Source organism: Streptosporangium sp. NPDC023615 (assembly GCF_040640155.1).
GTDB lineage: Bacteria > Actinomycetota > Actinomycetes > Streptosporangiales > Streptosporangiaceae > Streptosporangium.
The window spans coordinates 1-26,424 of sequence record NZ_JBFABE010000066.1; the positions used below are offsets into that span (position 1 = coordinate 1).

General features: G+C 73.7%; 24 protein-coding genes and 2 pseudogenes. 11 read left to right on the plus strand and 15 right to left on the minus strand.

Annotation, left to right across the window (positions count from 1 at the left end):
• Positions 1-79: 79 nt before the first annotated feature.
• The 3 genes from AB0G16_RS31460 to AB0G16_RS31470 form a co-directional block, all read right to left on the minus strand.
• Positions 80-1,063 (minus strand): ABC transporter substrate-binding protein, encoded by a 984-nt coding sequence (locus AB0G16_RS31460; protein WP_362813203.1) that lies wholly within the window; start codon positions 1,061-1,063, stop codon positions 80-82.
• 24 nt (positions 1,064-1,087) lie between these two features.
• Positions 1,088-1,990 (minus strand): ABC transporter permease, encoded by a 903-nt coding sequence (locus tag AB0G16_RS31465; protein ID WP_362813206.1) that lies wholly within the window; start codon positions 1,988-1,990, stop codon positions 1,088-1,090.
• A gap of 110 nt (positions 1,991-2,100) precedes the next feature.
• Positions 2,101-2,874, minus strand: coding sequence for an ATP-binding cassette domain-containing protein (locus AB0G16_RS31470; protein ID WP_362813213.1), 774 nt, complete (start codon positions 2,872-2,874; stop codon positions 2,101-2,103).
• Positions 2,875-2,963: 89 nt separating this feature from the next.
• On the opposite strand from AB0G16_RS31470, the gene AB0G16_RS31475 reads away from it, so the two are divergent.
• Entirely contained in the window at positions 2,964-4,007 is a 1,044-nt protein-coding gene (locus tag AB0G16_RS31475; RefSeq protein WP_362813216.1) for an SIS domain-containing protein, read from the plus strand.
• Positions 4,008-4,187: 180 nt separating this feature from the next.
• Here the strand turns inward: AB0G16_RS31475 and aspS are convergent, their stop codons facing one another.
• The 5 genes from aspS to AB0G16_RS31500 all read right to left on the minus strand — a co-directional run bounded on the left by aspS (position 4,188) and on the right by AB0G16_RS31500 (position 9,708).
• Positions 4,188-5,492, minus strand: coding sequence for an aspartate--tRNA(Asn) ligase (aspS, locus tag AB0G16_RS31480; protein ID WP_362813218.1), 1,305 nt, complete (start codon positions 5,490-5,492; stop codon positions 4,188-4,190).
• A gap of 445 nt (positions 5,493-5,937) precedes the next feature.
• Complete coding sequence (locus tag AB0G16_RS31485) at positions 5,938-6,873, minus strand: hypothetical protein (protein ID WP_362813221.1); 936 nt, start codon at positions 6,871-6,873, stop codon at positions 5,938-5,940.
• A complete protein-coding gene (locus AB0G16_RS31490; RefSeq protein ID WP_362813224.1) occupies positions 6,870-8,324 on the minus strand; it encodes a VWA-like domain-containing protein in 1,455 nt (484 codons plus the stop codon). The genes AB0G16_RS31485 and AB0G16_RS31490 overlap by 4 nt, the downstream gene beginning before the upstream one ends.
• Complete coding sequence (locus tag AB0G16_RS31495) at positions 8,321-9,418, minus strand: ATP-binding protein (protein WP_362813227.1); 1,098 nt, start codon at positions 9,416-9,418, stop codon at positions 8,321-8,323. Before AB0G16_RS31495 ends, AB0G16_RS31490 begins: the two co-directional genes overlap by 4 nt.
• A 56-nt stretch (positions 9,419-9,474) precedes the next feature.
• Positions 9,475-9,708: a hypothetical protein gene (locus tag AB0G16_RS31500; RefSeq protein WP_362813230.1), complete on the minus strand. Its 234-nt coding sequence runs from the start codon at positions 9,706-9,708 to the stop codon at positions 9,475-9,477.
• 168 nt (positions 9,709-9,876) lie between these two features.
• Here AB0G16_RS31500 and AB0G16_RS31505 point away from each other — a divergent pair, with 168 nt between their 5' ends.
• Positions 9,877-10,524 (plus strand): hypothetical protein, encoded by a 648-nt coding sequence (locus AB0G16_RS31505; protein WP_362813233.1) that lies wholly within the window; start codon positions 9,877-9,879, stop codon positions 10,522-10,524.
• 55 nt (positions 10,525-10,579) lie between these two features.
• Entirely contained in the window at positions 10,580-11,731 is a 1,152-nt protein-coding gene (locus tag AB0G16_RS31510) for an AI-2E family transporter (RefSeq protein ID WP_362813236.1), read from the plus strand.
• A 100-nt stretch (positions 11,732-11,831) separates the two neighbouring features.
• Here the strand turns inward: AB0G16_RS31510 and AB0G16_RS31515 are convergent, their stop codons facing one another.
• Positions 11,832-12,443 carry a TetR/AcrR family transcriptional regulator gene (locus AB0G16_RS31515; protein WP_362813239.1) on the minus strand — a complete coding sequence of 204 codons (612 nt, stop codon included), beginning with the start codon at positions 12,441-12,443 and terminating at the stop codon, positions 11,832-11,834.
• A 71-nt stretch (positions 12,444-12,514) separates the two neighbouring features.
• Between AB0G16_RS31515 and AB0G16_RS31520 the strand changes: the two genes are divergently transcribed.
• From AB0G16_RS31520 to AB0G16_RS31530, 3 genes are all read left to right on the plus strand, one after another.
• Positions 12,515-13,162, plus strand: coding sequence for a class I SAM-dependent methyltransferase (locus AB0G16_RS31520; RefSeq protein WP_362813242.1), 648 nt, complete (start codon positions 12,515-12,517; stop codon positions 13,160-13,162).
• Positions 13,163-13,331: 169 nt separating this feature from the next.
• Positions 13,332-14,459, plus strand: a complete 1,128-nt coding sequence (locus tag AB0G16_RS31525; RefSeq protein WP_362813245.1) for a sigma-70 family RNA polymerase sigma factor — start codon at positions 13,332-13,334, stop codon at positions 14,457-14,459.
• Positions 14,460-14,535: 76 nt separating this feature from the next.
• Positions 14,536-15,312: an alpha/beta hydrolase gene (locus AB0G16_RS31530; RefSeq protein WP_362813248.1), complete on the plus strand. Its 777-nt coding sequence runs from the start codon at positions 14,536-14,538 to the stop codon at positions 15,310-15,312.
• A 20-nt stretch (positions 15,313-15,332) separates the two neighbouring features.
• Here the strand turns inward: AB0G16_RS31530 and AB0G16_RS31535 are convergent.
• A pseudogene (locus tag AB0G16_RS31535) lies at positions 15,333-15,500 on the minus strand (LysR family transcriptional regulator); the annotation flags it as partial.
• A gap of 135 nt (positions 15,501-15,635) precedes the next feature.
• Here AB0G16_RS31535 and AB0G16_RS31540 point away from each other — a divergent pair.
• The 3 genes from AB0G16_RS31540 to AB0G16_RS31550 all read left to right on the plus strand — a co-directional run bounded on the left by AB0G16_RS31540 (position 15,636) and on the right by AB0G16_RS31550 (position 18,801).
• Positions 15,636-16,865: an MFS transporter gene (locus tag AB0G16_RS31540; RefSeq protein ID WP_362813251.1), complete on the plus strand. Its 1,230-nt coding sequence runs from the start codon at positions 15,636-15,638 to the stop codon at positions 16,863-16,865.
• A 69-nt stretch (positions 16,866-16,934) separates the two neighbouring features.
• Complete coding sequence (locus AB0G16_RS31545; protein WP_362813254.1) at positions 16,935-17,933, plus strand: NAD(P)/FAD-dependent oxidoreductase; 999 nt, start codon at positions 16,935-16,937, stop codon at positions 17,931-17,933.
• A 178-nt stretch (positions 17,934-18,111) separates the two neighbouring features.
• On the plus strand, positions 18,112-18,801 hold the full coding sequence (locus AB0G16_RS31550) for a methyltransferase domain-containing protein (RefSeq protein WP_362813257.1): 690 nt from the start codon (positions 18,112-18,114) through the stop codon (positions 18,799-18,801).
• A gap of 137 nt (positions 18,802-18,938) precedes the next feature.
• Here the strand turns inward: AB0G16_RS31550 and AB0G16_RS31555 are convergent, their stop codons facing one another.
• Positions 18,939-19,700, minus strand: coding sequence for an NUDIX domain-containing protein (locus AB0G16_RS31555; RefSeq protein ID WP_362813260.1), 762 nt, complete (start codon positions 19,698-19,700; stop codon positions 18,939-18,941).
• Between the two features lie 199 nt (positions 19,701-19,899).
• Here AB0G16_RS31555 and AB0G16_RS31560 point away from each other — a divergent pair.
• Together AB0G16_RS31560 and AB0G16_RS31565 are read left to right on the plus strand one after the other, a co-directional pair.
• A pseudogene (locus AB0G16_RS31560) lies at positions 19,900-20,298 on the plus strand (SDR family NAD(P)-dependent oxidoreductase); the annotation flags it as partial.
• Positions 20,299-20,356: 58 nt separating this feature from the next.
• Complete coding sequence (locus AB0G16_RS31565) at positions 20,357-20,707, plus strand: SDR family oxidoreductase (protein WP_362813263.1); 351 nt, start codon at positions 20,357-20,359, stop codon at positions 20,705-20,707.
• Here AB0G16_RS31565 and AB0G16_RS31570 read toward each other — a convergent pair.
• From AB0G16_RS31570 to AB0G16_RS31585, 4 genes are all read right to left on the minus strand, one after another.
• Positions 20,694-21,491: an isocitrate lyase/phosphoenolpyruvate mutase family protein gene (locus AB0G16_RS31570; RefSeq protein WP_362813267.1), complete on the minus strand. Its 798-nt coding sequence runs from the start codon at positions 21,489-21,491 to the stop codon at positions 20,694-20,696. The two genes, AB0G16_RS31565 and AB0G16_RS31570, sit on opposite strands and share 14 nt — an antisense overlap.
• Entirely contained in the window at positions 21,488-22,351 is an 864-nt protein-coding gene (locus AB0G16_RS31575) for a cytochrome P450 (protein ID WP_362813270.1), read from the minus strand. The genes AB0G16_RS31570 and AB0G16_RS31575 overlap by 4 nt, the downstream gene beginning before the upstream one ends.
• 126 nt (positions 22,352-22,477) lie before the next feature.
• Positions 22,478-23,833 carry a serine hydrolase domain-containing protein gene (locus tag AB0G16_RS31580; RefSeq protein WP_362813273.1) on the minus strand — a complete coding sequence of 452 codons (1,356 nt, stop codon included), beginning with the start codon at positions 23,831-23,833 and terminating at the stop codon, positions 22,478-22,480.
• Between the two features lie 39 nt (positions 23,834-23,872).
• The gene (locus AB0G16_RS31585) at positions 23,873-26,356 is read right to left on the minus strand and encodes an ATP-binding domain-containing protein (protein ID WP_362813275.1); all 2,484 of its coding nucleotides are present in this window, start codon (positions 26,354-26,356) and stop codon (positions 23,873-23,875) included.
• Positions 26,357-26,424 lie beyond the last annotated feature (68 nt).

Sequence of the window (26,424 nt, forward strand, 5' to 3'; positions counted from 1 at the left end):
GACAGATGTAGGACTTGGTGTCGCTCCTTCACAACGGTCTCACGCGCAACGCCCGACGCCCGTCCCGTCACCGGTCGGGTCAGCAGGGCACGTAAAACGACTGGGCGATGGCGGGATCGTCCATGTTGTCGCGAGTGGCGACGACGATGTCCGTGTCGACGGTCGGCTGCGTGGCCGAGCCCTTCGCCGCCGCCAGCGCCTGGCCCACCGCGGCGGCGCCGATCTTCGACGGCGCGGGCACGAGGAGTGCCTTGGCGATACCGTCCCTGAGCAACCCAACCTGATACTCGCGGGCGCCTCCGGCCACCAGGGGGATCTTTCCGGCCCTTCCCGCCTCGCGCAGGCCGGTGACCGCGCCTTCGGCGTCGCCGCCGTTGAAGGTCATCACACCTGCCAGCCCGGGGTGCCGGGCCAGCGCCGCGGTCACGATCGAGGCGGACTTGCCCGCGTCGCCCTGGCTGTACTGGATGACCGGCTCGATGTCGGGGTGTTTCGTCATCTCCTCGAGGAACGCCTTGCGTCCTAGATCGTTGGTGGTGACGCCGGGCGGCGAGAAGATCGCCAGGACGGTTCCCTTGTCACCGATGGCCTTGGCGAGCTCCCGAGCACCGAGCGTCCCCATCTGCGTCCAGTTGGCGGATATCTGGGAGGACAGGAAGGAGGTGTCGTCGAGCGTCGTGTCCACTGTGACGATCTTGGAGCCGTCCTGGTGTGCCTGCTGGAGCGGTGGCAAGAGAGCCTTCGAGTCGGTCGGTGCGATGATGATGGCGTCCGGCTTCTTCGCGGTGGCGCCGTTGACGATAGGTACCTGCTGCGAGGTGTCGAAAGCCTTCGGCCCCAGCAGTTCGAGCGCGACGCCCTTGGCCGCGGCCTCCTTCTTGGCCCCGCACATGAGTGACTGGTAGTAGGCGTCACCGAGGTTGCCCACGATGAGGGACATGTCGGCAGAGGCGGTGGTCGTGGCCGCTCCGTTGGAGCGTTCCGCGGCGCCGCAGGCGGCGAGGCCCGTGATCACCGACGTGACGAGGGCGGCGTGTCCGATGGCACGCAGGGACGGCTTCATGGGTTTCCTTCGGGGTATGGCCGTTCAGACGGAGCGGCTGCGGCGGATCTTGTCGAGGTAGACGGCGGCGATGAGGACGACACCCACGGCGACCTGCTGCCAGTAGGGCGTCACGCCCGTGACGACGAACCCGTTCTGCAGCACCGTGGGGATGAAGACGCCGGCGACGGTGCCGACAATGGCGCCCGTTCCGCCGAACAGGCTGGTGCCGCCGAGGACGACGGCGGTGACGGCTTGGAGGTTGTCGGTGGCATGCCCGGCGAGGGTGGTGGTGGCGAACCGGGCGAGTGACAAGAACCCGGCCAAGCCGGTGAGCCCGCCCGCGATGACGTACACCTTCACGAGGTGGACGTTGACGTTGATGGAGGCGCGCCGGGCGGCCTCCTGACTGGCGCCGATGGCGTACGTGTGGCGGCCGAAGCGGGTGGCCTGCAGCAGCACTCCGAAGACGATGGCGACGATCGCGGCCGCCACCACGAGCCACGGCACTCCGAGCAGGCGCTGCGACCCGATGGAGGTGACCGAGGACGGCACGTCCTGCAGGTCGAACCCACCCGTGATGATGTAGGAGAGCCCGAGCGCCGCACCGAGAGTGCCCAGTGTCGCGATGAAGGCTGGGATTCGCCCATACGCGACGAGCACGCCGTGCAGCACACCCCAGCCCAGACCACTGGCGACCGCGACGACGCCACCAAGGACGGCCACCCCGGGGCCGTCGCCACCGAACGCCTGCATGACCTTGACCGACATCACTCCCGAGAACACCAGCACCGAGCCGGTCGAGAGGTCGATGCCTGCCGTGATCATCGGAAAGTTGATCGCGATGGAGAGGATGAGCAGGATCGATGCGTCGGTGAGGATAGCCCGCGTGTTGCTCACACTGGTGAACGAGACGGGCGCGATGGTCGCGAACACGGCGACGATCACAACCAGAATGATGAACGTGACCGTGCTCGGACGTAGCAGGAGGCTGGTCAACCGAGCGCGCGGGGACTCCGTTCCGGTAGCCGGGGCCACCGTGGCGGCGCTTGAGGGACTCATCTCATCTCCTCCTGGCGCGCGCCGGTGATGGCGGCGACCACTTCCTGGGTGTTTGTGACACGGGCGTCAAGCCGGGCGACGCGCCGCCCGAGCCGCAGCACCTCGATCCGGTCTGCGACGTCCAGCACGTCGGGGACGCTGTGACTGATGAGCACGACCGCGATGCCCCGGTCACGCACCCGTTTGATGAGGTCGAGGACATTCCTGGTCTGGGCCACGCCCAGCGCGGCCGTGGGCTCGTCCATGAAGACGACGCGGTTGGCCCACATGACGGCGCGGCAGACGGCAACCCCCTGACGCTGGCCGCCGGACATGCCACGGACCGTCTGCCCGCCTGGCGTGACCGTCACCGACAACTCGCTGAAGACCCGCGCGGCCTCGCTGCGCATGGTCTTCTTGTCGAGGAAGCCGAGGCGCCCGAGTAGCCCGGAGCGCATGTGTTCCCTTCCGAGGAACAGGTTGCTGGCCGCGTCGAGGGAGTCGGCGAGCGCGAGGTCCTGGTAGACGGTCTCGATCCCCAAGGCGCGAGCGGCGTCGGGACTTCGCAGTTCGACAGGCTCGCCGTCCATCAGGACTTCGCCGCTGGTAGGGGGCTGGACACCGGAAAGGATCTTGATGAGGGTGCTCTTGCCCGCGCCGTTATCGCCCATCAGCGCGACCACTTCGCCCGCACCGACCGCGAAGTCGGCGCCGCGCAGCGCCTGCACGTGACCGAACGTCTTCACGACGTTACGCGCCTCAAGCAACGGCTCTGCCAGTGAGGATGTCATGGCGGAGAGGTTATGTTCACTTGAACATTTATGGCAAGAAGTAAACAGAAAAAAGTTTACATGTAACAGGAAGGTGATAAGTTCGCCGGGTGAACTCCTCCTTCGACGTGACGCCTCCCTACGTGCGCGGCATCGCCCAACAGGTCCACACCCTCCGCGCCATCCTCGACTCTCCGATCCCCGACGACGTCGGCCGCCTGGTGCGCGACCGATTGGCGCGCCACAGCGGCATCGTGTTCACCGGCATGGGCTCGGGGCCGTTCGCGTCGTACCCGGCGTGGCTGCGGCTTGTATCGGCCGGCGTGCCCGCCTGGATCGTCGAGACCGCCGAGTTGATCAATTACGCGCCTGGCCTTCTGACCCCCGACAAGCTGCTTGTGGTCATCTCGCAATCGGGCGAGTCGGCGGAGGTGCTCGCCCTGCTCGACACGCTCGGCCCGAAGCGCCCCGCGATCCTGGCGGTGGTGAACAACCTGAGCTCGCCGCTCGCCCGCGGCGCGGACGTCGTCTACCCCCTCCACGTAGGGGCCGCGCGCGAGGACACAGCCGGTACAGGGACCTACATCAACACGATCGTGGCCGGCGCGCGCCTGGTGGACGCCGCGCTCGGCGAAGATCATTCGGCGGACTTCGCGCCCGCCGTGCCCGAGGTGCGTCGGTATGTCGATGCCCTCGACGATCACCTTGACATCGCTCGCCCACTGGAACTGGCCAGTCGCACATTCGTGGTGCTGGGCCGCGGCCCGTCGCTGGCGTCGGCGCGCACCGGGGCGCTGCTCGTGAAGGAGGCGGGCAAGGTGCACGCGGAGGCGCTGGCCACCAGCGAGTTCCGTCACGGCCCGCTCGACCTTGTGGACGACCGCTTCACGGCCGTCATGCTGGCGGGGGCGCGGGCGACGGCACCACTCAACCGGCGCATGGCGCAGGACATTCTCGACCGCGACGGGCAGGTGCTCTGGGTCGGGCCGGAGGAGGGGCCCGGGGTGAACCTCACGGCCCCCGCCCTCACCGGCGCGGCCCGGCCGATCGCCGAGATCCTGCCGTTGCAGATGCTGAGCGTTGCGAGTGCCCTGGACAACGGGCTGCAGCCGGGCGCGTTCCGCCATGCCAGCCGCGTGACCCGCGTCCTATGAAGGGGGGAGAGGCAGCGCTGAATTCACCCACCCTCCGAGGGCTGCGATCCCGGTGCGTCGCCGCCCTCCAGTTCGCTGACCCTGCGTTGCCGCTCGGCCACCGCGGCTGGTCCCCGGATCTCCGGCCGGGACCCCGGGGATCCCCGGTGGGGCCGGCCGGGCCGGCCCCACCGGGTGCGGTCACGGGGACAGCCGGTGCAGGTCCCGGGGGAACAGCGTGACCTGGCGGATGTTCGGCACGTCCAGCAGGCGCGCCAGGAAACGCTCCAGCCCGAAGGCGAACCCGCCGTGCGGCGGCATGCCGTGCCGCATCGCGTCGAGGTATCCCGCGTACGCCGACAGGTCGCTCTCGCCGCGCGCCTCCAGTGCCCGCACGTAGTCGCCGTGGCGGTGCAGCCGCTGGCCGCCGCTGACCAGTTCCAGGCCGCGGAAGATCAGGTCGACGGCGCGCGAGTACCCGGGACGCGCCGGGTCGGGGTGGGTGTAGAACGCGCGGTGCGCGGTCGGGTAGCCCTCGACGAACACGAAGTCCGAACCGTGTTCGCGCAGGGCCCACTCCCCGAGCAGGCGCTCGTGCGCGGGCGCCAGGTCGGGCTCGCCGCTCAGGTCCTGCCCGGTCGCCTCGCCGACCATCTCCAGGACGTCGGTGAAGTGCACCACCAGGGGTTCGGGCGGCAGCGCGGGCATGGTGACGCCGAGCAGGTCGAGCGAGGGAGCGGCCAGGTCCCGGATGGCGTCCAGCATGCCCCCGACCGTGGTGTGGCAGGCGGCGACGACGTCGCGGTGGTCGTCGACGAAGCCCATCTCGGCGTCGAGGGAGGTGTAGGAGGCCAGGTGGCGGGCGGTGTCGCTGGGTTCGGCACGGAAGACCGGCCCGACCTCGTAGACCCTCTCGAAGACCCCGACCATGATCTGTTTGTAGAGCTGGGGGGACTGCGCCAGGTAGGCCGGGCGGCCGAAGTAGTCGAGCTCGAAGACGTTCGCGCCGCTCTCGGTGGCCGTTCCCACGATCTTCGGGGTGTGGATCTCGACGAACGACCTCGCCTGCAGGGACGCGCGGAAACCGGCGACCGCGGCCGCGCCGACACGGTGCACGGCGGCGAGTCTCGGGTGGCGCAGCGCGACCGGCGCGTGGTCGAGCAGCACCGGCAGGCTCACGTTCAGGTCGGGCCGGTACAGGTCGAACGGGGGCGGCTCGGCCGGGTCGCCCAGTGCCTCGATCACCGGCGAGGTGACCTCGACGCCGCCCGGCGCGGACGGGTTGGCGGTGACCGTGCCGACGACGGAGACCACGGTCTCCTCCGGCAGTTCATCCAGGCGGGCGCGGACCGCCCGCTCGGACACGACGACCTGGGCCGGTCCGGCGGCGTCGCGCAGGATCAGGAAGGCGACGGACTTCAACGACCGGCGGCGATGGACCCAGCCCGCGAGCCGTACGGTCTCGCCGACGTGCGCGGGCAGGGCGCTGGACAGGATGCGTTGCATTGTGGTGACCTCCTCTGGTTCGCAACGCGTCCCCTGGGAGGTGCGGGCGAGCGGGATCCTCGCGGTGCCACCACACCTTCACCGTGCCGTCACGGGGACGGCACGGCCTTCATGAACCCGTGACGTGGGTGAGGCGGCGGGACTCTACTTGGCCGCAAGGCCGTTCTTCCCCGCAGCTCGGGAGGGTCTTCACACCCCGGCCGGAGTCCGCCTTCGCAGCTTCCGGCGGCTCTCTCCGACTCCGGTGGTCGAGGTGCTACTCGGCTCCGTCGTCGCTTTGGGCGAGATCCTACACCGATCCCGTAGGGCCCCACGGGCCGGACAGGGTCCGCGGCCGGGCACCGACGCCCGGTCGCCGGGCCGGGTCGCCGGGCCGGGCGTCGGGCCGGGCGTCGGGGCCGGTGCCCCCGCGGCGGGCACGGTCGCCGAGGCGGCGCGACCCCGGTCACGGCTCGTCGGCGCGGGTGAGCGCGCGCAGGATCCCGGCCTGTTCGGCCCCGGTGCCCTCCTCGCGCAGCCGGGCGGCCTCCTCTGCGCCGAAGCCCGCCCCGCACCAGGCGGCGACCTCCCCCGGGGGAACCCCGGCGTTCCACCAGGCGGTCATGACCGAGATCGCGTCCTGTCCGCGCCCGACGAGCCCGGCCGCCTCGGCGGCGGTGAACCCCAGGGCGCGGAAGATCCTGGCGTCGGCCGGCTCGACCCGGTGACGCGCCCATTCGAGCGCGTCACGACCGCTCCAGCCGGCCTCGACGAATCCCCGCGCGACGGCGGCGGGCACCCGGGCGCGCAGCAGTTCCCGCATGGCCTCGGACCTGGCCGGGTCGGCGGTGGTGCCGTCGGGGCCGGCCCGTCCGCGCCCGCGGCCGAACAGGCGGGCGAGCCGGCTCGCGGGCCAGGGCCTCTCCCCGGCCAGATGCCGTTCGGCGGCCTCCTGCGGGGAGTGGCCCATCTCCCTCCAGCGCACCGCGTCACGCGGCGTCATGCCGGCCCGGAGCCAGACGTCGACCGTGTACGGGGTCGCTCCGGCCGTGCGCCACTCGCGGGCCGCCCCGGGGGTGTAGACGCCGGAGGTACGCCAGCGCTCGGCGTCGTAGGCCAGGAAACCGGCCTCGATCCACCGCCGGGCCTCGGCGACGGCGAAGCCGCGTGTCCGCCACTCGTGCAGGGGCTCGGGAACGGGGTCCCCGGTCGCGCCGATGTCCCAGCGCCCGTCCCCGCCACGACCGCCGCCGGAGCCGCTTCCGCCCTCCGCGGGGGGCGGGGTCGCCGGGACCTCGGGACGGGCGGGGGTACCGGAGCCGCCAGGGACGCCGGAACCGCCGGTGCCGCCGGGATCGTTCTCCTCCGGCTCGGGCGGCTCCCCGGTGAACGTGGTGATCACTTCTCCTCCTCGCCCGGAACCTCGCCCGGACCCCTGTCCGGAACGCTGTCCGGAACGCCTGCCGTGGGAACGCGTACCGTTGCCGCCCATGCCGGGGCCTGCCCCTCCTCGCCGACCAGGCACACGATCACCTGGGCGGGTGGGCGCCGCTCGGGCCACGGGGTCAGCCCGTCGGTCATCACGATCACCAGGTCGGGCCGCGGGCGCAGTGCCACCGCCGCCGCGATCCCGGCCCGCATGTCGGTGCCGCCCCCACCGGTCAGCGCCAGGCCCCCGGCGTCCGCCGCGTCCATCGCGCCCATCGCGTCCACGGTGTTCACGGTGTTCCGGGCGGCCACGGCGGCCACGGCGGCCACGGCGTCCTGGGCTCGCCTGATCTCCTGGACCGGATGGGCCACCGTGTCGCAGCAGATCACCCGGAGTCGCCTGCGTGGCCCGGCCGCCCGGTTCAGGACGCCGGTGGTCTCGGCGACCAGCCTGCCCAGCACGGGACGGCCGACGCTGCCGGAGGTGTCGATCACGACGGCGACGGAAGGGGCCGGGCCGACCATCGCGGGCATGACGATGCCGGGGGTCGCGCCGGCCCGGCGAGAGGGGCGCCGGTGGCCGAAGTCGACGCGCCCGGCCGCGGTGCTCACCCCGCGCCGGATCAGCGAGCCGAGCAGCGCGCGCCAGTCGACCTCGGGGCGCAGGCGTCCCTCGGCCCAGCGGCGCAGACCCAGCGGCACGTCGCCCCGGGTCGCGGCCCGCTCCTGGACGCCCGCGGCGATGGACCTCTCCAGCAGTTCGCGTTCCAGCTCGCCGAGTCCGCCGGAGCCGCCCGGGCCGGGGGAGTGGTGGCCGCGATCCAGCCCGTCGGCGGCGCCGCCGCAGTCGACGGCGTCCGACAGCGCCACCCCGCCCCTGCCGAGTGCCTCGGCGAGCACGTCGAGCATCGGCACGTACTCCTCGGCCGTCCGGTTCGGGGGCAGGCCCAGCAGGGCGGGGGAGATCACTCCGGCGGGTCCGTGCAGGCCCTCGGCCTCCAGGTCGTCGTTGATCTCCGCGTCGGCCGCCTGGTTCCAGCGGCGCGCCTCCGCGGACCCGGCCTCACCGGCGGCGTGGGTGTTCCCGTGGGCGGGCCGTACCGGGGAGCGGGCGGCGTGCGCGCGTACCAGGTGGCCGATCTGGTGCAGCAGCCACCAGCCGATCTCCTCCACCGGGGTGGCCAGCGCGGTCCCGGTCTCCACGTGCACGTTCCAGCGCGTGTCGGCGGGAAAGGCGCGGAACTCCGGATCGGCCACCGGCTCGCCGGTGGCGTCGTCGAAGGAGGGCTCCAGCACGACGGGGTTCAGCGCGAACAGGGCGGCGGCCAGGTAGGGGGCCCGGTGCGCGGCCCACAGCCTGGCCGCCGCGAACCTGGCCGCCACCTGCTCGGCCAGGACCGGCGCGGCCTCGGCGGGACCGGTCACCGCAGCAGCCCCGCGGCGCGCAGCACCGGCGCCAGTTCCAGCATGGTGTGCGGGAGCGCGGCTCCGGCGGGCCTGGCCGTGGCCAGGGACCTGGCCGCGGAGGCCGCCACGTCCGGCGCGGTACGGGAGGCCCTGGCCACCACCGTCCAGGCCCGTTCCCACGCGTCGCGGCCCCCGTCGGCGAGCACGTGCGCGACGACGGCGCCGAGCACCGCGTGCAGCCGGTCGACCCGCTCGGGCAGCGGGACGTCGTCACCGGCCAGCAGGCTCCGCGGGTCGGGCAGGTCGAGGTTGCGCAGCCAGGACAGGAGCTCGAACCCGGCGGCCTCGCCCACCGCGCCCAGGACGAGTTCGGCGAGCACCTCGTCGCGGACGCCGCCGTGCTCGCAGGCGGCGACGGCCCTGGCCGCCATCTCCCAGGTCCTCGGGCTCGGCCAGGCCCGGCCGGCCTGGTCGGGGCCGGACGGGACGGCGAGCACCAGCTCGGGCCGTACGCGCAGGAAGGCGCCCACCAGCGCCCTGGCGCGGGCGACCTCGGCCTCGCCCGGCGGGGCCGCGCGTCGCAGGTCCGGGGTGGTGAAGCCGCCGGTGAAACCGTCGGCGACGTCCGCGGCCCGCACCTGCCAGTTCAGGTGGACGAGCCGGTTGGCCAGGGGCGCCGACAGGTCCCAGCCGTCGGCGGCCTGCCGCGGGGGATTGGCCGCGGCGACGATCCGTACCTCGGCGGGCAGGGCGAGGTCCCCGACGGTCCGCTCCAGCACGACCCTGAGCATGGCGGCCTGCACGGCCGGTGGCGCGGTGGTGAGCTCGTCCAGGAAGAGCAGGCCGGTGCCGTGGCGGGCCAGCCGTTCGGCCCAGCGCGGCGGGGCGAACCAGGTGCCGCCCTCGCGCAGCACCGGCAGGCCGGAGAAGTCGGTGGGTTCGCGGATGGACCCGACGACGACCTCGACGGGCAGTCCCAGCGCCTCTCCCAGGGCGAGCACCGAGGAGGTCTTGCCGGTGCCTGGCGCTCCCCACAGCAGGACGGGCAGGTTGGCCGCGACCGCCACGGCGACGGCTTCCGGCACCGCGGACGGAGGGGTGGTCGTCGTCAAGGGGGCTCCTTCGCCTGTCACAGGGTCACGCCCCGCTCGGTGGGACGTCGTTCCCGTCATTCCTCGGAACGGAACAGCCCGCGCCCGCCGTGTTTCTTGTGCACGGCCTGCTTGCTGATGCCGAGCACCTGGGCGATCTCGGCCCAGGTGCGTCCTGTCGTACGCGCCCTGCGCACGAGCACGGCCTCAAGGCGTTCCATCTCCCGCCGCACCTCGACGGTGACCGCGAGGCCCGCCATGGGGTCTCCCTCGGTCGTCTGGTCGAGCGTCGCCGGCCTGCCCTGCTCCATTCCGTCACCCTAGGTTGACACCCCGATTAAGTCAACCGAAGTTGACGTCGTCCGCCGCTCGCGGGATGTCACCCCGCCCCGCGCGTCCGTCGCGCCCCCGGACTCGCGATCGTCGGACGGCGGGCGGCCCGCCTCGGGGGATCTCCCGGTCCTGGCTACGATGGGCGCATGGCGTTGATCCACCAGGCCACGCTGCGGCCCACGAAGCTCGAACTCCTGGCCGCCTGGCTGCCCGGCCGCGACTGGTACGACGGGCCGGCCGGCGAGGTGCTGCGGGTGGCGTCCTACCGGTTCGACGACCCCGCCGGCGCGGTCGGGATCGAGACGATGCTGGTCCGGGTCGGCGACGGCCCGGTTCACCAGGTGCCGCTCACCTACCGTGGCGCGCCCCTGACCGATGACGAGGAGCGGCTGCTGGGCACCCTCGAGCACTCGGTGCTGGGCAGACGCTGGGTCTACGACGGGTCCGGCGACCCGGTGTACGCGGCGGCGCTGGCGGGCGCGATCCTCGGGAACACCGGCCAGGCCGAGCAGTTCACCCGGATCGGCGACCGGCTCGAACGCCGTGAGCCCGACATGGACGTCGCCGGCGGCGCGACCGGCGGCACGGGGGCACCCGCGGCGGGCGCGATCCGGCGCGTCACCGAGGGCGACCCGACGCTGATCGTGACGGACACCGTCGAGCTGGACGTCGTCCGCCGCCTCGACGCCGCCACCGGTCTCACCGGCGCCGTGCTGAGCGGTTCCTGGCCCGGTCAGGGGACACAGGTGCCGCTGGCGGCCGCGCGGCTCCGCTCCGCCACGACCCCTGGGTGATCGGCCGGCTCCCCGCGCCGACGCGGACCCGGTCGACTATGTCTAAGGTGTTCTCGTGCCCGCCACGCTGAACGCCAAGAAGACCCGCGCCGCGCTGCGCACGTCGGCGCACATCTCCCTGGAGATGCTGCTCGTCGTGCTGATGACCGCGGCGGTGCTGTGGATCCTGGGCCAGATGTGGTCCATCATCTGGCCGCTCGTCATCGCGCTGCTCCTGACCACCCTGACCTGGCCGGTGACCCGCTTCCTGCGCCGGCACGGCTGGCACCCCACCCTGGCCGCCTCGGTCGTGACCCTGCTCTTCCTCCTGGTCGCCGCCGGCATCGTGGTGCTCATCGCCGTCCCGGTGGCCTCCCAGTCCGGCGAGCTGGTCACCGGCGTGGGCAACGGCATCCAGCGCCTGCGCGACTGGGCCTCCGGTCCGCCGTTCAACATCGGCGACAACCAGGTCAGCAACGTGTTCGACACGGCGGTCGCCCGCATCCAGTCCAGCATCGGCAGCATCGTCACCGCCACCCTCAGCGGGGTGGGCACCGTGGTCAACGGCCTGGTCACCACCGTCCTGGCACTCTTCCTGATGTTCTTCTTCCTCAAGGACGGCCCCCGGTTCCTGCCGTGGCTGACCCTCCAGCTCCCGGGCCGTCTCGCCAAGGACGTGCCGACCGTGGCCGGACGCGCCTGGGACACCCTCGGCTCGTTCGTCCTGTCCCAGGCCTTCGTGGGCCTGCTCGACGCCGTCTTCATCGGTATCGGCCTGTGGATCGTGGGCGTACCGCTGGTCCTTCCGCTGGCCGTCCTGACCTTCGTCGCGGCGTTCGTCCCCATCATCGGAGCCCTGTTCGCCGGTTTCGTCGCGGTCCTCATCGCGCTGGTGTCCAACGGCCTGACGGACGCGCTGATCGTGCTCGCCATCATCATCGCCGTGCAGCAGCTCGAGGGGAACGTGTTCCAGCCCATGGTGCAGAGCCGTGGCCTCGGCCTGCACGCGGCGGTGATCCTGCTGGCCGTGACACTGGGCGGCAGCCTGGCGGGCATCGTGGGCAGCCTGCTCGCCGTGCCCGTCACCGCCCTGATCGCCGTGGTGTGGAACTACCTGCGCGAACAGCTCAGCGACCCGCCCCCGGTGATCCCCGAGCCGGACACCCCCGAGCCGAAGGCACCCGCGCCGGACACCGCCACGGCCGTCCCCGCGCGCGAGCCCACCTGACGCGCGGCCGCGGCGTAGGCCGGCTGGCGCGCGCTCGGGGCGCCGCCGGTCCGCGGGAAGGGTCCACCCCGACGGCCCCCGAGAGGGCACTCCCGCAGGCTCAGCCCCCGGTGTGCCGGCTGACGACGATGTCGACGAGCGCGTCGGTGAACTCCGGGGACGGGCTCTGGCCGGTGACGAGGACGCGGTAGTAGATCGGCCCGACGATCTGGTCGACGGCGAGGTCGATGTCGAGGCCGGGGTCGAGCGCGCCGCGGGCGACCGCGCGTTCGAAGGGCAGCCGGTCGTAGCCGCGCTGCCTGCTGAGATGCTCGAAGCGCAACCGGGCGGCGAGTGCGGGATCGTGCTGGGCTTGCGCGGTGAGCACGCGGAAGACCGCGCCGGCGTCGGACTCGGTCAGGAAGCGGGCGATCTCGCGGGCGTGGGCACGCAGATCCCGCCGAAGGTCCGCGGTGTCCGGCGGGACGAGAGCCTCGGCGGCGTCCTGCACGAAGGCGTCCATGAGGATGTCGGTCTTCGACGACCACCAGCGGTAGATCGTCTGCTTGGCCACCCCCGCGCGTTCGGCGATGCCTTCGATGGTCAGCCGCGCGTACCCGACCTCCACCAGCAGGTCGTCGGCGGCCTCCAGCACGCTCTGGCGGGCTTCTTCGCTGCGGCCGTGCCTGTTTCCGCGGTGTCTGCCCGTGGCTCCGCCGGTCTCAGCGCTCATGGGTCCGTTCCCTTCGACCACGCGACCTTAGCATCTTGTGTAGACGCAACGGTGCGTCTACTGTAGCGGTCATGAACACACTGGCAACGCCCGGCACAGCCGCCGTCCTCGATCGGCTGTTCGCGGCCGCCGACCTCGAAGAGGTGAACCCCGCGCCGTGGCCGCTGGAGACGCCCTTCGCCGACGCGTCGGCGAAGCAGCGTGCCGATGCGCTGGCCGAGGAGTACATGCCGATCTCCCGATCGGGCGGCCAACTGCTCTACGCGCTCGTACGCAACGGCCGCCCCGAGACGATCGTCGAGTTCGGCACCTCCTACGCCACCTCCACGATCCACCTGGCCGCCGCAGTCGCCGACAACGGCGTCGGTCACGTATGGACGACAGAACTCAGCCGGACCAAGGTCGACGCCGCGCGCGGCAACCTGGCCCAGGCCGGCGTCGCCGAGCACGTGACGATCCTGGCGGGCGACGCTCTGCTGACCCTGGCCGAGGTTCGCGGACCTGTCGGCCTGCTGCTGCTCGACGGCTGGAAGGACCTTTGCCTGCCGGTGTTGCGGCTGCTCGAAGACCGCCTCGCCCCGGCCGCCCTCGTCGTCGCCGACGACACCACCTTCGCGAGCATGGCCGACTATCTCGCCTACGTCCGCGACCCCGCACACGGATACGTCACCGTCGCGTTCCCCGTGGAGGACGGCATGGAGATCAGCTGCCGAACCTGACGCCGCTCCCTTCGACCGTCGGCCGGTGGCGTACTCGCGGTCGGCAGGAGGTCTTCGCGAGGTCGGCCGTCAGGTCGGCGGTCCGCCCCACCTGCGGAGATGTTCGGTTCCGCGGGAGCGTACCGACCGGTCCCGGCCGGTTGTCGGTGCCGGGCGCTACCCTCGCCGCGTGACTGGTCGTATGAAAGCCGGCGGCGGGACGACCGCGCCGCCGGACCCGGAGGCTCTCGGGGCCGTTCCCGGCGGTTCGGGCACGCCCGGGTCCGGGGGGATGGACGAGCTGGAGCGGCACCGGATCGCCCTGACCGGTTACTGCTACCGGATGCTCGGCTCGCCGTTCGAGGCGGAGGACGCCGTGCAGGAGACCCTGGTGCGCGCCTGGCGGAGCCTCGACCGGTTCGACGGGAGCCGTGCGCCGCTGAGGTCGTGGCTTCACGCCATCGCCACCAACGTCTGCCTCGACATGCTGCGGGGCGCGCGGCGCCGGGCCAGGGCGATCGACCTGGGCCCGGCCGCGCGGGCCGGTTCCGATCTCGGCGCGCCGCTCCCGGAGAGCGCCTTCGTCCAGCCGGTCCCGGACGGCCGTGTCCTGCCCGCCGGCGGTGATCCGGCGGAGCTGGCCGCCCAGCGCGACACGATCCGCCTGGCGTTCGTCGCCGCGCTGCAACACCTGCCGCCCCGCCAGCGGGCGGTGCTGATCCTGCGTGACGTGCTGTGCTGGAAGGCCGACGAGGTCGCCCGGCTGCTGGACACCACGGTCGCCTCCGTCACCAGCGCGCTGCAACGCGCGCGGGCGACGATGAGAACCCTCTCGGCCGCCCCGGCCGCCTCCACCGCCCCGGCCGCCTGCGCCGGGCCCGGCGAGCCGTACCTGCCGATGGACCGGGCGCGGCGGCGGCTCCTGGCCCGCTACTGCGACGCCTTCGAGCGGTACGACGTCGAGGCCCTGGTGGCGCTGCTGCACGAGGACGCCGTCACGTCCATGCCGCCGTTCCCGTGGTGGTTGCGCGGGCGGGCCGCGATCCGCCGGATGCTGCTCGCGGCCGGACGGCCCTGCGCGGGCACGCGCCTGGTGGCGGCCACGGCCAACGGCTCGCCGGCGTTCGCGCAGTACCGCCCGACCGGCCCCGGCGGCGGGCTGGAGCCGTTCGCGCTCGTGGTCGTCGCGGTCTCCGGCGATCTGATCACCGAGCTGACGACCTACCTCGACGCCGACCGGCTGTTCCCGCTGTTCGGCCTGCCGGCCGTCCTGGAGGCCGAGGTCGCCTTTCCGGGGGATTCTCCGGACGGGCGATGAGTTCCCGGCCTCCGCTTCGTACTACCCACGTACCCGGTGACGGTCACCGGGAGGGAAGCGAAGGGACGGCGACACGATGGCGGACTACGCGGATGTGAACGGCGTACGCATGTGGTACGACGAGCGCGGCGAAGGAGAGCCGCTGGTGCTGCTGCACGGCGGGTTCTCCGACAGCAGGGACTTCGACGGCAACCTCGGCACTCTGGCCGGCCGCTTCCGGCTGCTGCTGCCCGATCGCCGCGGCCACGGCCACACCGCCGACGTGCCGGGGCCGATCACGGCAGAGGTGATGGCGCGCGACACCGTCGCGTTCCTGGAGAAGGTCGCCGACGGGCCGGTGCGGCTGGCCGGCTACAGCGCCGGCGCGACCGTGGCGCTGTGGGTGGCCGTGCACCGCCCCGACCTGGTCGAGCGGCTCGTCCTGATCAGCGGCGCCTTCGATGTGGAAGGAATGATCGTCCGGCCCTCCGGGGAGGGGACGCTGCCCCCGCCCCTGGTCGAGGCCTACGCGGAGGTGTCGCCCGACGGCGTCGACCATCTCCCGGTCGTGGTGGCCAAGATCGTGCGGGCGGTGGCCGAGCAGCGCGCCCTGGAGCCGTCCGCTCTTCGTTCCGTGACCTGCCCGGTGCTGGTCATGACCGCCGACGACGACATCGTGACGCTGGAGCACACGCTGGAGCTGTACCGGGGCCTTCCCGACGCCCAGCTCGCCGTCGTTCCCGGCACGTCCCACGTCCTCCTGCACGAGAAGCCCGAGCTGTGCGCCCGCCTGGTCGCCGACTTCCTGACCGGCGATCCCGCACCCACCTGGATGCCCGTCCGCCGCGCCGGGGACGGCCCCTCGGGGGGCTGATCCCGGCGCGGCGCCCGCCGCCGGAGCCCGCGCGCGGTGCGCGTGAGCAGCCGCACCCCCAGGCTCCTCTCCAGCGCGGCGACGCGCTTGGAGACGGCCTGCTGGGTGATCGACAGCTCGTCGGCGGCGTCCTGGAACCGCCCCGCGTCCACGGCGGCCACGAAGGTGCGCACGGCGTCGAGATCCACGCCGGCAAGGGTAGCGGCACAACTCCTGGTTGTGCCCTCGTGGTGGATCGGTTGTTTGATCTCCCGCTCCGCTCGCCGCTTGGATGTCGGAGGCCGACACGGGGTTGTACGGGATGACGCGGGAGACGGGCGGGGATGAGGGGCAGACGGGCGCTGGGACGGCGGTTCGGGTGGTTGTGGGCGTCGTACGCGATCAGCTCGTACGGCACGAGTATCGGGTTCGGGGCGTTCCCCCTGATCGCGGTCCTGGTGCTGGACTCGGGGCCGGCCCAGGTGGCGGCGCTGTCCGCCGTGGGGCTCGCGGTGGGGGCCGTGGTCGCGGTGCCGCTCGGTCCGTGGGTGGAGTTCCGCCGCAAGCGGCCGGTGATGGTGACGATGGACCTGGTCCGGTTCGCGGCGCTGACGAGCGTTCCCGTCGCGTTCGCGTTCGGCCTGCTCGGCTTCGCCCAGCTCCTCGTCGTCTCCGTCGTCGTCGCCGCGGCCAGGATCGCCTTCAACGCGGCCGGCGGCGCGTACCTGAAGACGCTCCTGCCGCCGGAGGACCTGCTCGTCGCGAACAGCCGGTTCGAGTCCACGACGTGGACCGCGACCATGGTCGGGCCGCCGCTCGGCGGGGCCGCGATCGGGGTGTTCGGCCCGGTGGTGACGGTGATGGCCGACGCGGTCAGCTACCTGCTGTCGGCGCTGGGCGTCCGCGCGATCGGCGGGGACGAGCCGCGCCCCGCGCGTACCGGCACGGCGGGGCCGCGCGCCGGGGACCTGCTCGAGGGGTGGCGCGACATCCTGGGCCACCCGGCGCTGCGCCGGTTGTTCCTCAACGCGATCCTGGTCAACGGCCTGATCATGGCGACCGAGCCGCTGCTCGTCGTCCTCCTGATCGGCGACCTCGGGTTCGCCCCCTGGCAGTACGGCCTCGTGTTCGCGGTCCCCTGCGCCGGCGGTCTCGTCGGGGCACGGCTGGCGCGCCGGCTCGTGGCGCGGTTCGGGCGGCACGAGGTGATGCTCGCCGCCGGGACGCTGCGCGCGTGCTGGCCCGTCGGGCTGGCGTTCGTCCAGCCCGGCGTCCCCGGGATCGTGCTCGTCGTCGCCGTCCAGCTCGGCCTGGTGACCTGCTGCGGCGTGTTCAACCCGGTGCTGGCCACCTACCGGCTCGACCACACCGCCCCCGGCCGGGTCGCCCGCACCCTGTCGGCGTGGTCGGTCAGCGGCAGTCTCGCCATCGCGGCGCTGACCGCCCTGTGGGGCCTGCTGGCCGCGGCCACCGGCCCCCGCGCCGCGATCGCGACCGCCGGAGTCCTCCTCCTGGCCACCCCGTTGCTGCTCCCGCGTCACACCCGTCCCCGCCCGTCAGGGGCTGTTTGCTGATACGGCAACAATATTTGCCGCATTTGGGGGGCGGGAGGCAGTATCCCCGGTGAAACGGGAGGTACTTTCATGAACGAGTCGAGAGCACAGGCCGACACCGCCGGGGGCGGCGGGCGGCACTACGACGTGGTGGTGGTGGGCGGCGGGGCCGCCGGGCTGAGCGGGGCCCTCACCCTGAGCCGGGCGCGGCGTTCGGTGCTGGTGATCGACGCCGGCGACCCGCGCAACGCCCCGGCCGCGCACGCGCACAACTACCTGGCGCGCGAGGGAACGCCGCCCCTGGAACTGCTGGCCCTGGGCCGCGGGGAGGTGACCGGGTACGGCGGCGAGATCGCGCGGGGCGAGGTCGCCGCTGCCGAGCGCCTGGAGGCTGGTGACTTCCGAGTCACCCTGCGGGACGGGTCGGCGGTCACCGCGCGCCGGCTGCTGGTGACCACCGGCCTGGTCGACGAGCTGCCGCAGGTGACGGGGCTGGCCGAGCGGTGGGGGCGGGAGGTGCTGCACTGTCCCTACTGCCACGGCTGGGAGGTCCGCGACCAGCCGATCGCCGTTCTCGGCGACGGGCCGATGGCGGTGCACCAGGCCCTGATGTGGCGGCAGTGGAGCTCGCGGGTGACGCTACTGCTGCACACCGCGCCCGAGCCCGGCCCCGAGGAGTACGAGCGGCTGGCCGCCCGTGACATCGCGGTCGTGAAGGGCAAGGTCGACGCCGTGGAGACGAGCGAGGACCGGCTCACCGGTGTGACCCTGGCCGACGGCCGGACGGTCCCCTGCCGGGCCGTGGTGGTCGCGCCGTACTTCGCCGCCCGCTCCGGCGTCCTGACGAGCCTGGGCCTGGAGGCCACCGAGCAGGAGATGGGCGGGCACGTGGTCGGCGCCTCCGTCGCCTCCGACCCGTCCGGGGCGACCGCGGTGCCGGGGGTGTGGGTGGCCGGCAACGTCACCCTCCTGACCGAGACGGTGATCGGAGCCGCCGCCGCGGGCCTGCGGGCCGCCGTGGCGATCAACAGCGACCTGATCGCCGAGGACACCCGCCGGGCCGTCGACGCCCGCCGAGGCGGCCGGTGAGGCGTTCCGTACGGGACCGCGGACGACGTTCCGTCGGCCGGCATCCGGCACGCGTCCGCGAGCGACGTCCCACCGACGCCCTCTCCCACCCGGGAGCACCGGCAACACCGACAACACCGAGAGCACCGAGAGCACCGAGAGCACCGAGAGCACCGAGAGCACGAGGAAGGACCCACCGATGACCCACGGCACCCGCGACACCCACGAGGCCGGCGGCGCCTACGACACGGCCGCCGAGGAGGAGTTCTGGGACGGACGCTACGGCGAGAGCGAACGGATCTGGAGCGGCGACCCGAACGCGGCCCTGGTCAGGGAGGTCTCCGGCATGGAACCCGGCACCGTCCTGGACCTGGGCTGCGGTGAGGGAGGGGACGCGATCTGGCTGGCCCGCCAGGGCTGGCGCGTCACCGCCGTCGACATCTCCCGGATCGCCCTGGAGCGCGCGGCCCGGCACGCGGCCTCCGTCGCCGGGGACGTCGCCGGGGACGTCGCCGGCCGCATCGACTGGCAGCGGCACGACCTGGCGACGTCCTTCCCCGAGGGGACCTTCGACCTCGTCTCCGCGCAGTTCCTGCACTCCCCGGGCGACATGCCCCGGGAGAGGATCCTGCGGGCCGCCGCCTCGGCGGTCGCGCCGGGCGGGGTGCTCCTGATCGTCGGGCACGCCGGCCCCCCTTCCTGGGAGACGGAGCCCGACCGGTACGGGGCGCTCCCCACCCCGCGGGAGGTGCTCGAATCCCTCGACCTGCCCGACGGGGAGTGGGAGGTGCTGGTCAGCGAGGAGCACCCGCGCACCCAGACCGGTCCCGACGGGCTGCCGGGAACCCGTACGGACAACACCCTCAAGATCCGGCGCCTGGCCGGATGAGCACGCCGCGGTCGATCCGAGCCGCTCGCCACGGCGGAGGCACAGGCCCCGGGGCCTGTGCCCGCCGACCCCCGCCGACCCCCGTGGCCGCCCGTGGCCGCCCGTGGCCGCCCGTGGCGGCTGCCGGTGGCGGACGGTCAGGCACGGCCTCGGGAGAGCAGTCCCGCGTACCGGCGGACGACCGGTTCCAGGTAGTCGGCGTGCGGCCCGTCGAGGCGCGCGAGGCCGGCGGGGGAGTCGACCAGGGCGATCCGGTCCAGCTCCGGGTCACGTCCCCGGGCCCTCTCGCAGGACACCATGGCCGCGAACCGCTCGCGCAGGAACGACGCCGGTCGGCGGGGGGCCAGGAACAGCACGCCGACGTTCCCGTTGCCCTCGCGCGTGACCAGCCACCGGGTCAGGTCGCCGGGTGCCGTCTCGACACCGGTCTCCTCGGCCAGTTCCCGGACCGCGTTCCGGCGGAGCACGGCCTCGTCGATGGACGCGCGCTCCTCGGGGGGCTCGACGGACCCTCCCGGGAGCTGCCAGCGACCGGGGTCGGCCGTGGAGGGCGACATCCTTCCCACCAGAAGACGCCCGTCGTCCGTCGGCTGCGCGACGCTGACGAACAGGTTCGGAAGCCACGAGGTGGCGCCCGGGACCAGGCGCAGCGCGTAAAGCCGGTAGGTCGTCCTCACCCAGGAGAGGACCAGGCCGTCCGCCCCCTCCCGTTCCATCCCCGCGCACGCCGCCACCGGCCCGTCGAACAGGCTCGGGTTGGACCGGACCGCCTCGTCCCAGGCGCGGTTCATGGCCGCCAGCTCGTCGGACGGCACCCGCGGTACGGCGGTCTCGACGAGGCGGAGCCGGCGGATCTCCAGGAGTTCGGCCCCGGAGGGTCTCAGCGGTGCCTCGGTCATCGGTTCATGCTCGCACACGGGCCTTCCCGGGCTCCCCGCCGGTCGGCCGGACCGGATGCGAGGTCCGATTCCATCCTTCATTGCCCGTCTGAATCCCGCCGGCCCGCGATCGCGCCCCGCTCCTAGCGTTGTCCGCGTGAAGAGCCCCATCGGGCTCCGCGTGAAGAGCCCCCGAGCGGGGCTCGGCGAAGGGACACTCATGGATCTGCAGCTTTCCGGTCGCGTCGCGGTCGTCACCGGCGCCTCCAAGGGCATCGGCCTGGCCGTCACCCGCACCCTCCTCGCCGAGGGGGCGCGCGTCGTGGCCGCCTCCCGCAAGAGCACCCCGGAGCTGGAGGAACTCGCCGGCGGCGACCTCCTGCACGTACCGGCCGACCTGATGGACCCCGAGGCGCCCGGCCACGTCGTGGCGCGGGCCGTGGAGGAGTTCGGCGGGCTGGACATCCTGGTCAACAACGCCGGGGGGCCGCCTCCCGGCGTCTCCCTGCCGCGTTTCTCGTTCATGGCCCCGACCGACGACGACTGGCGGGCGATGTTCGAGTTCAACCTGTTCTCGGTCGTACGGGCCGTCCGCGCGGCCGTCCCGCCGATGCTCCGGCGGGGCGGGGGGTCGATCGTGAACGTCTCCTCCACCAGCGCCCGCCACCCGGCCCCCGATGAACGTCGACTACAGCGCGGCCAAGGCCGGGTTGAACAACCTCACCAAGGCGCTGTCGGAGGAGTTCGCGCCGCAGGGCATCCGGGTGAACACCGTGTCCCCGGGCCCGGTGCGGACGCCCTGGTGGACCGAGGAGGGCGGCGCCGCCGACATCATCGCCGCCCAGGCGGGCACCGACCGTGACAGCGTGCTGGACAGCGGCGCGGTGGAGATGATGAGCCTGAGCACCGGGCGTCTCGCCGAGCCGCAGGAGATCGCCGACGTGATCGCCCTGCTCGCCTCGCCGCGCTCGGCGAGCACGACCGGCGCGGACTTCGCCGTCGACTCGGGGCTCCTCAAGGAGATCTGAGGTCACCTCGCCCGTACCGGTGCAGCGCCTCGACCTGCTCGTAGGAGGGGACGCCGTCCGGGACCGGTTCACCGGCGGCGATCTCCAACGCCGTGGTGACGGCGGCGTGCAGCGCCGTGCGGAACAGCAGCGAGCCGTAGCTGATCCTGGCCACGCCCAGCTCGGCCAGCCCGCGGACCGGGATCTCCCGCTGGACGAGCACGTTCACCGGCACCCCGGCCTCGGTGACCAGCGTCTCGATGTCCCGCTCGGTGCTCGCGCCCGGCACGAACACCCCGTCGGCCCCGGCGTCGGCGTAGGCGCGGACCCTGGCCCGCGCCAGCGCCGGGGCGCCGGGCAGGCCCAGCCAGAACGCGTCGGTACGGGCGTTGAGGAACACCCCGGGGACCTGTCGCTTGATCACGCCGATCAGCCGCGCCTGGGTCCCGGTCTCGGCCAGCCCGGCGCCCCGGCCGTCCTCGAGGTTGACCCCGGCGACCCCGAGACCGGCCAGCTCGGCGACCAGGTCGGCCACCTCGCCGGGGTCGCGGTGGAAGCCGTCCTCGATGTCCACGCTCACCGGCACCTCCAGGCCGGCGATCGACCGCGCCAGCGCCGTGGTCTCCCGCCGGGTCGCCCGCCCGGCGTCCGGCTTGCCGGCCGCCGCGGCCACCCCCAGGCTCGTCGTCCCGACCGCGGCGAACCCCGCCCGCGCCAGTGCCGCCGCCGAGGCGTGATCCCACGCGCAGGGCAGCAGCAGCGGCTCCGCGCCGTGGTGCAGGGCCTTGAACCGGGCGAACGTCATCGTGGCGCTCCCTCGAACGTCATCGCGACCGCCTCGACCGTCCCGGCGGCCAGGGCCAGCGCGACCCGCCGGGCGGGGCAGGCCCGCGGGCCCGCGCCGAACGTCAGGTACCCGGGCTCCTCCTCGGGCGCCCGGCCCGGCTCCGGGCGTGCCCGCGGGTCGCGGTTGGCCGCGGCGATGTCGAGCACCACCTCCCGCCCGCCGGGTGCCCTGCGGCGCAGGGCACGGACCGGGGGATCGTCGCGCAGCGTCCTGGCCAGCAGGTCCTCCACCGCGCCCGCCTTCCCGGTGGCCGACGCTCCGCGGACCAGTCCCGCGGTGGCGCCGCACGCCTGGGCCAGCAGCCCCGCGAGCACGGCCAGCCGCTCCGGGGCGGGATCGCCCAGCAGCCGCGAGAGCCGCGCCACCCCCGCGTCGGCCGCCTCCCGGGCCGTCTCCCCGTCACCGCCGCCGTCACCGCCGCCGTCACCGCCGCCGGGCGCCGGCAGGTACATCGGGGCGATCGCCGCGACGGCCTCCACCGCCCCCGGCCCGTCCTCGGCCGGTACGCCCAGCGCGACGGCCAGCACCAGCACCGGGACCAGCTCCACGGGACAGGGGAGAGGTCCTCCCTCCCGCGAGGCGAGCCGGAAGGCCTCGGCGCGCAGCGCGTCCGGGTCCAGCCCGGCCAGCACCGCCTCACCGGCGGCCCGCCGGGCGGCGTGCTCGGCTCCCTCGGCGAAACGGCCGACGGCTCCGCGCAGCCACGCCACGGTCGGCGCGAACGGCGGGCGCGGCACGGGGCCGACGGTGAACCGGGGATGGGCCAGCACGGCCCGTACCTCGGCGTGAAGGCTCACCACCAATGGATCCGATGTCATGGACCGAAGGCTAGGGGGCGGACGCTTCGGTACCGGCCGAAACGTCCACGTGGTCGCCGTCCGGACCGCCCCAGCCGCCGCCCGGCGACCGGCGCGGTGCGCGGGCCGTGACGTGACCGGCTCCGCTCAGGCGCGCCAGCCGCCCTCGTCCACCCCGCCGGGCACCTCCGCCCCGGGGTCGTAGGGGGTACGGGTGAAGACGAAGGTGTTGAGGTCCAGGTGGCTGGGCGAGCCGTCGTGCCGGCGCACCACGCGGAGCGTCTCACCCGCGTAGTAGCCGTCCCGTCCCAGCCAGGTCCCGTCGTCCTGGGCGGTGAACCGCGAGGCCCGGCCCGTGCCCGTGACGGGGTCGAGGGAGACGCCGCCCTCGGGCAGCAGCCGCAGCACGTACGCGCTGGGACCCCAGTACCACGGGCCGGTCAGCTCCAGCAGGCCCGCGGTGTCGGCGACGGGACGCCACTCCTCGGGCAGGCGCGGCTCGTGCTGGTCGAGGATCGTCAGCAGGTCGGTCAGCAGGCCGCGGGAGACGCCCGCCGTGGAGTTGGCGGTGAACAGCACCCCCACCCTGTCGGACGGGTCGGCCCACACCGTGGCGAGGAAGCCCGGCATGGAGCCGGTGTGGCCGGCCAGGCGCCGCCCTCCCGCGCGGGCCAGTTGCAGGCCCAGGCCGTAACCGGCGGTCCAGGTGTCGCCGTCGTCGACGGTCGCGGGCTCGCGCATCTCCTCCACGGTGCCGGGGTCGAGCACGCCCGCGGTGTCACCGGCCACGAACGCCGCCCACCGGGCCAGGTCGGCCGGGGTGGACCACAACTGCCCGGCCGGGGCCATGGCGACCGCGTCGTGCTCCGGCTCGGGCAGCAGCACGTCCGCCCAGGGGTGCACGGCGTAGCCCAGGGCGTGCGGGGCGCGCGGCCGGGGCGTGGTGTCGTTCATGCCCAGCGGCCGCAGGACCTCCTCCCGCACGGCCCGCTCCCAGCTCACGCCCCGGTGCCGGGCGACCAGCTCGCCCAGCAGGGCGAAGCCCACGTTGGAGTAGTGGAAGCGGCGCCCGGGCCGGTGCCTGACGATCTCGGGACCGAGACCGCCGATGAGGTCGCCGGCGGGCACGCCCGGCGCCCGCTCCCACCACGCACCCGGTGACTCCGCGCTCAGCCCGGAGGTGTGCGAGAGCAACTGGGCGACGGTCACCCCGCCGACGCGCAGTCCGGGCACGTGCTCGCCGATCGGGTCGAGCAGGTCCACCCGCCCCTCGTCGCGCAGGCGCATGACCACGGTGGCGACCAGGCTCTTGGTGATCGAGCCGATGCGGTACTGGGTGCCGGTGGTGGGGGCGGCCCCGTCCACCCGGCCGCGCGCGCCGAACCAGGCGAGCTCGCCGTCGCGCACCACCCCGGCGGTCAGCGAGGGCAGGCGGCCCTGCGCCTGCTCCACCGCGATCCTGCGCAGCAGCAGCCGAGCCGTACTCTCCAGAACCGGCGACATCACAGGGCTCCTCCCCGAGGTGAAAAAAGTGCCCCCAGGCTAGTGGCGCTCGAGCCCGGAGAGCATGGGGGGCAGCTCTCCCCGATGCGTCACCGTCAGCCTCCGGGTCGCCCGGGTGATCGCCACGTAGAGGTCGTTGCCGCCCATCGGAGCCTGGGTCAGGATCTCGGCGGGTTCGACGACCACCACGGCGTCGAACTCCAGGCCCTTGGAGGCGGTGACGGTCAGCACCGCGACGGGGGAGTCCAGGAGGTCGCCGGAGGCGGGGAAGAGCGCGGCGAGGTGGGCGTACCGGGCGTCGGGGACGATGACGGCCAGGCGGCCCTCGCCGATCTCCGCCAGCTCCTCCTCGACCAGCTCCACCAGCGCGCCGGTCCCGGTCGTCCCCGCGTCGGCCCCCTTCTCGGCATCGGTGCCGGTCTCCGCCCCGGCACCGATGCCGGTGCCGGCCCCCGCCCGGGTGCCGGCGTCGATGCCGGCGCCGGTCCTGGGGTCGGCTCCGGTGCCGGTGCCGCCCCGGTCGACCGGCCCGCCGGGGGAGACACCGGGAGAGACGGGGTCCCCCAGGCCGAGGGGCACCGCGCGGGGCGGGCTCCCGCCCTCGCGGACCGACTCGGGAGGACGCCGGTCCGGCGCCACGGCAGCCAGCACGTCCGCCGCGACCCGCATGATCTCCACCGGGGTCCGGTAGTTGACCGTCAACGTCTCCTGCCGCCAGCGGCCCTTGACGTAGGGGTCGAGCATCTCCCCCCAGGAGCGGGCCCCGGCGGCCGATCCGGTCTGCGCGATGTCGCCCACCACGGTCAGCGACCGGGCGGGAATCCGGCGCATCACGGTCCGCCAGGCCATCGCCGACAGCTCCTGCGCCTCGTCGACGATGACGTGCCCGTACGCCCAGCGCCGGTCGGCGCGAGCCCGCTCGGCGGTCGTCCGGGACGGAGCGGGCGCGCGGTGGCGGTCGGCCAGCGCGCCGGCCACCATCATCCGGTCCTCCAGCAGGCCGGTGAACTCCAGCACGCCCAGCGCGTAAAGCTCCTCGTCGTCCCCGTCGTCGTCCTCGTCGTCCCGGGCCCTGTCCAGGGCCGGGCCGGCCGCCTCGACGGCGTCGTCGTCCTCACCGAGGAGCTCGGCCGCCTCGTCCAGCAGCGGCACGTCACCGACGGTCCAGGGTTCGCCGTACGGCCTGAGCAGGGCGGCGCGCTCGGCGTCGGACAGGCCGGGGGCGGCCGACAGCAGGGCCTCGGGGGAGGCGAGCAGGTCGGCGACCAGCCGCTGCGGGGTGAGGAGCGGCCACAGCGCGTCCAGCGCCTCGCGGACGGCCGGCTGCGACCAGAGCACCTTGCGGGCGTAGCGCAGGTCCTCCTCCTCCAGCGGGCCGTCGAGCCGGACGGCCTCGTCCACGGCCAGTGCCCTGAGCATGTCGACCAGGAACAGCCTGCGGGCCACGTTGTGCGGGTGGCGCGTGTTCGCGGCCCGGTCGCGGGCGCGCACGCAGGTGGCGTGGTCCACCGACAGGGTCATCCGCTCGACCACCACCTCGACCCCGTCGCGCAGGGAGGTGCGCACCGGGATGCTCACCTCCAGGTCCGCCTCGGGTACGCGCCGGCGGTCGGCGAGTGCCGCGGCCATCACGCCGGCCATGCGGAGGTCGCCCTTGACGACCGCGGCGGCTGGGGGATCGACGGCGACGGCGTGCACGCCGGGATGGAGCTCGCCCAGGCTGGAGAGCACCACGTCGGTCTCGCCGAGGGAGGGCAGCACCTGGCCGATGTAACGGGAGAACAGCGAGGTCGGGCTCACCACCAGCACGCCCCGCCGTTCCAGGACGTCGCGGTGGGCGTACAGCAGGAAGGCGGCCCGGTGCAGGGCGGCGACGGTCTTGCCGGTCCCGGGACCGCCCTGGACCACCAGCGCGCCGGGCAGGTCCGAGCGGATCACCCGGTCCTGCTCGGTCTGGATGGTGGCCACCACGTCGCCCATCCGCCCGGTGCGTCCCCGGCGCAGGGCGGCCATGAGCGCGGCCTCGCCGACCAGCGTGCGGCGGTCGCCGTCGCTCAGGTGTTCCAGGTCGAACACCTCGTCGTCCAGGCCCACCACGGTCCGGTCACGCAGGTGCAGGTGGCGGCGGCGGACCAGGCTCTCGGGGACGGCGGGCGTGGCGGTGTAGAAGGGGCGTGCCGCCGGGGCGCGCCAGTCGGTGAGGACGATCTCACGGTCGGCGTCGCGCAGCCCGATCCTGCCGATGTAGAGGGTCTCGCCGCCGGTGTCGTCGATCCTGCCGAAACACAGGTCGCGCTCGACGGCGGACAGCCGCGCCAGGCGGCGGGCGTGCTCGGCCGAGGCGACCTCCCGCTCGATCCTCGCCTGGCGCGGTCCGCCCGCCTCGCCGCGCGCGTACTCCGCGCGCAGCGCGGCCTCCGTCTCCCGCCGGGCGGTGTCGAGACATCCGTAGACCTTGCCGACATGGGCCTGTTCGAGCCGCAACGCTTCGGCGAGAGCAGAGCCGTGTTGACGACGCTCCATATCTTTGGTAGACTCCTGTCCGATGGGTTTTCTATTTCCTAAAGTATCCGCCAGTGTAGCCTTTTCTC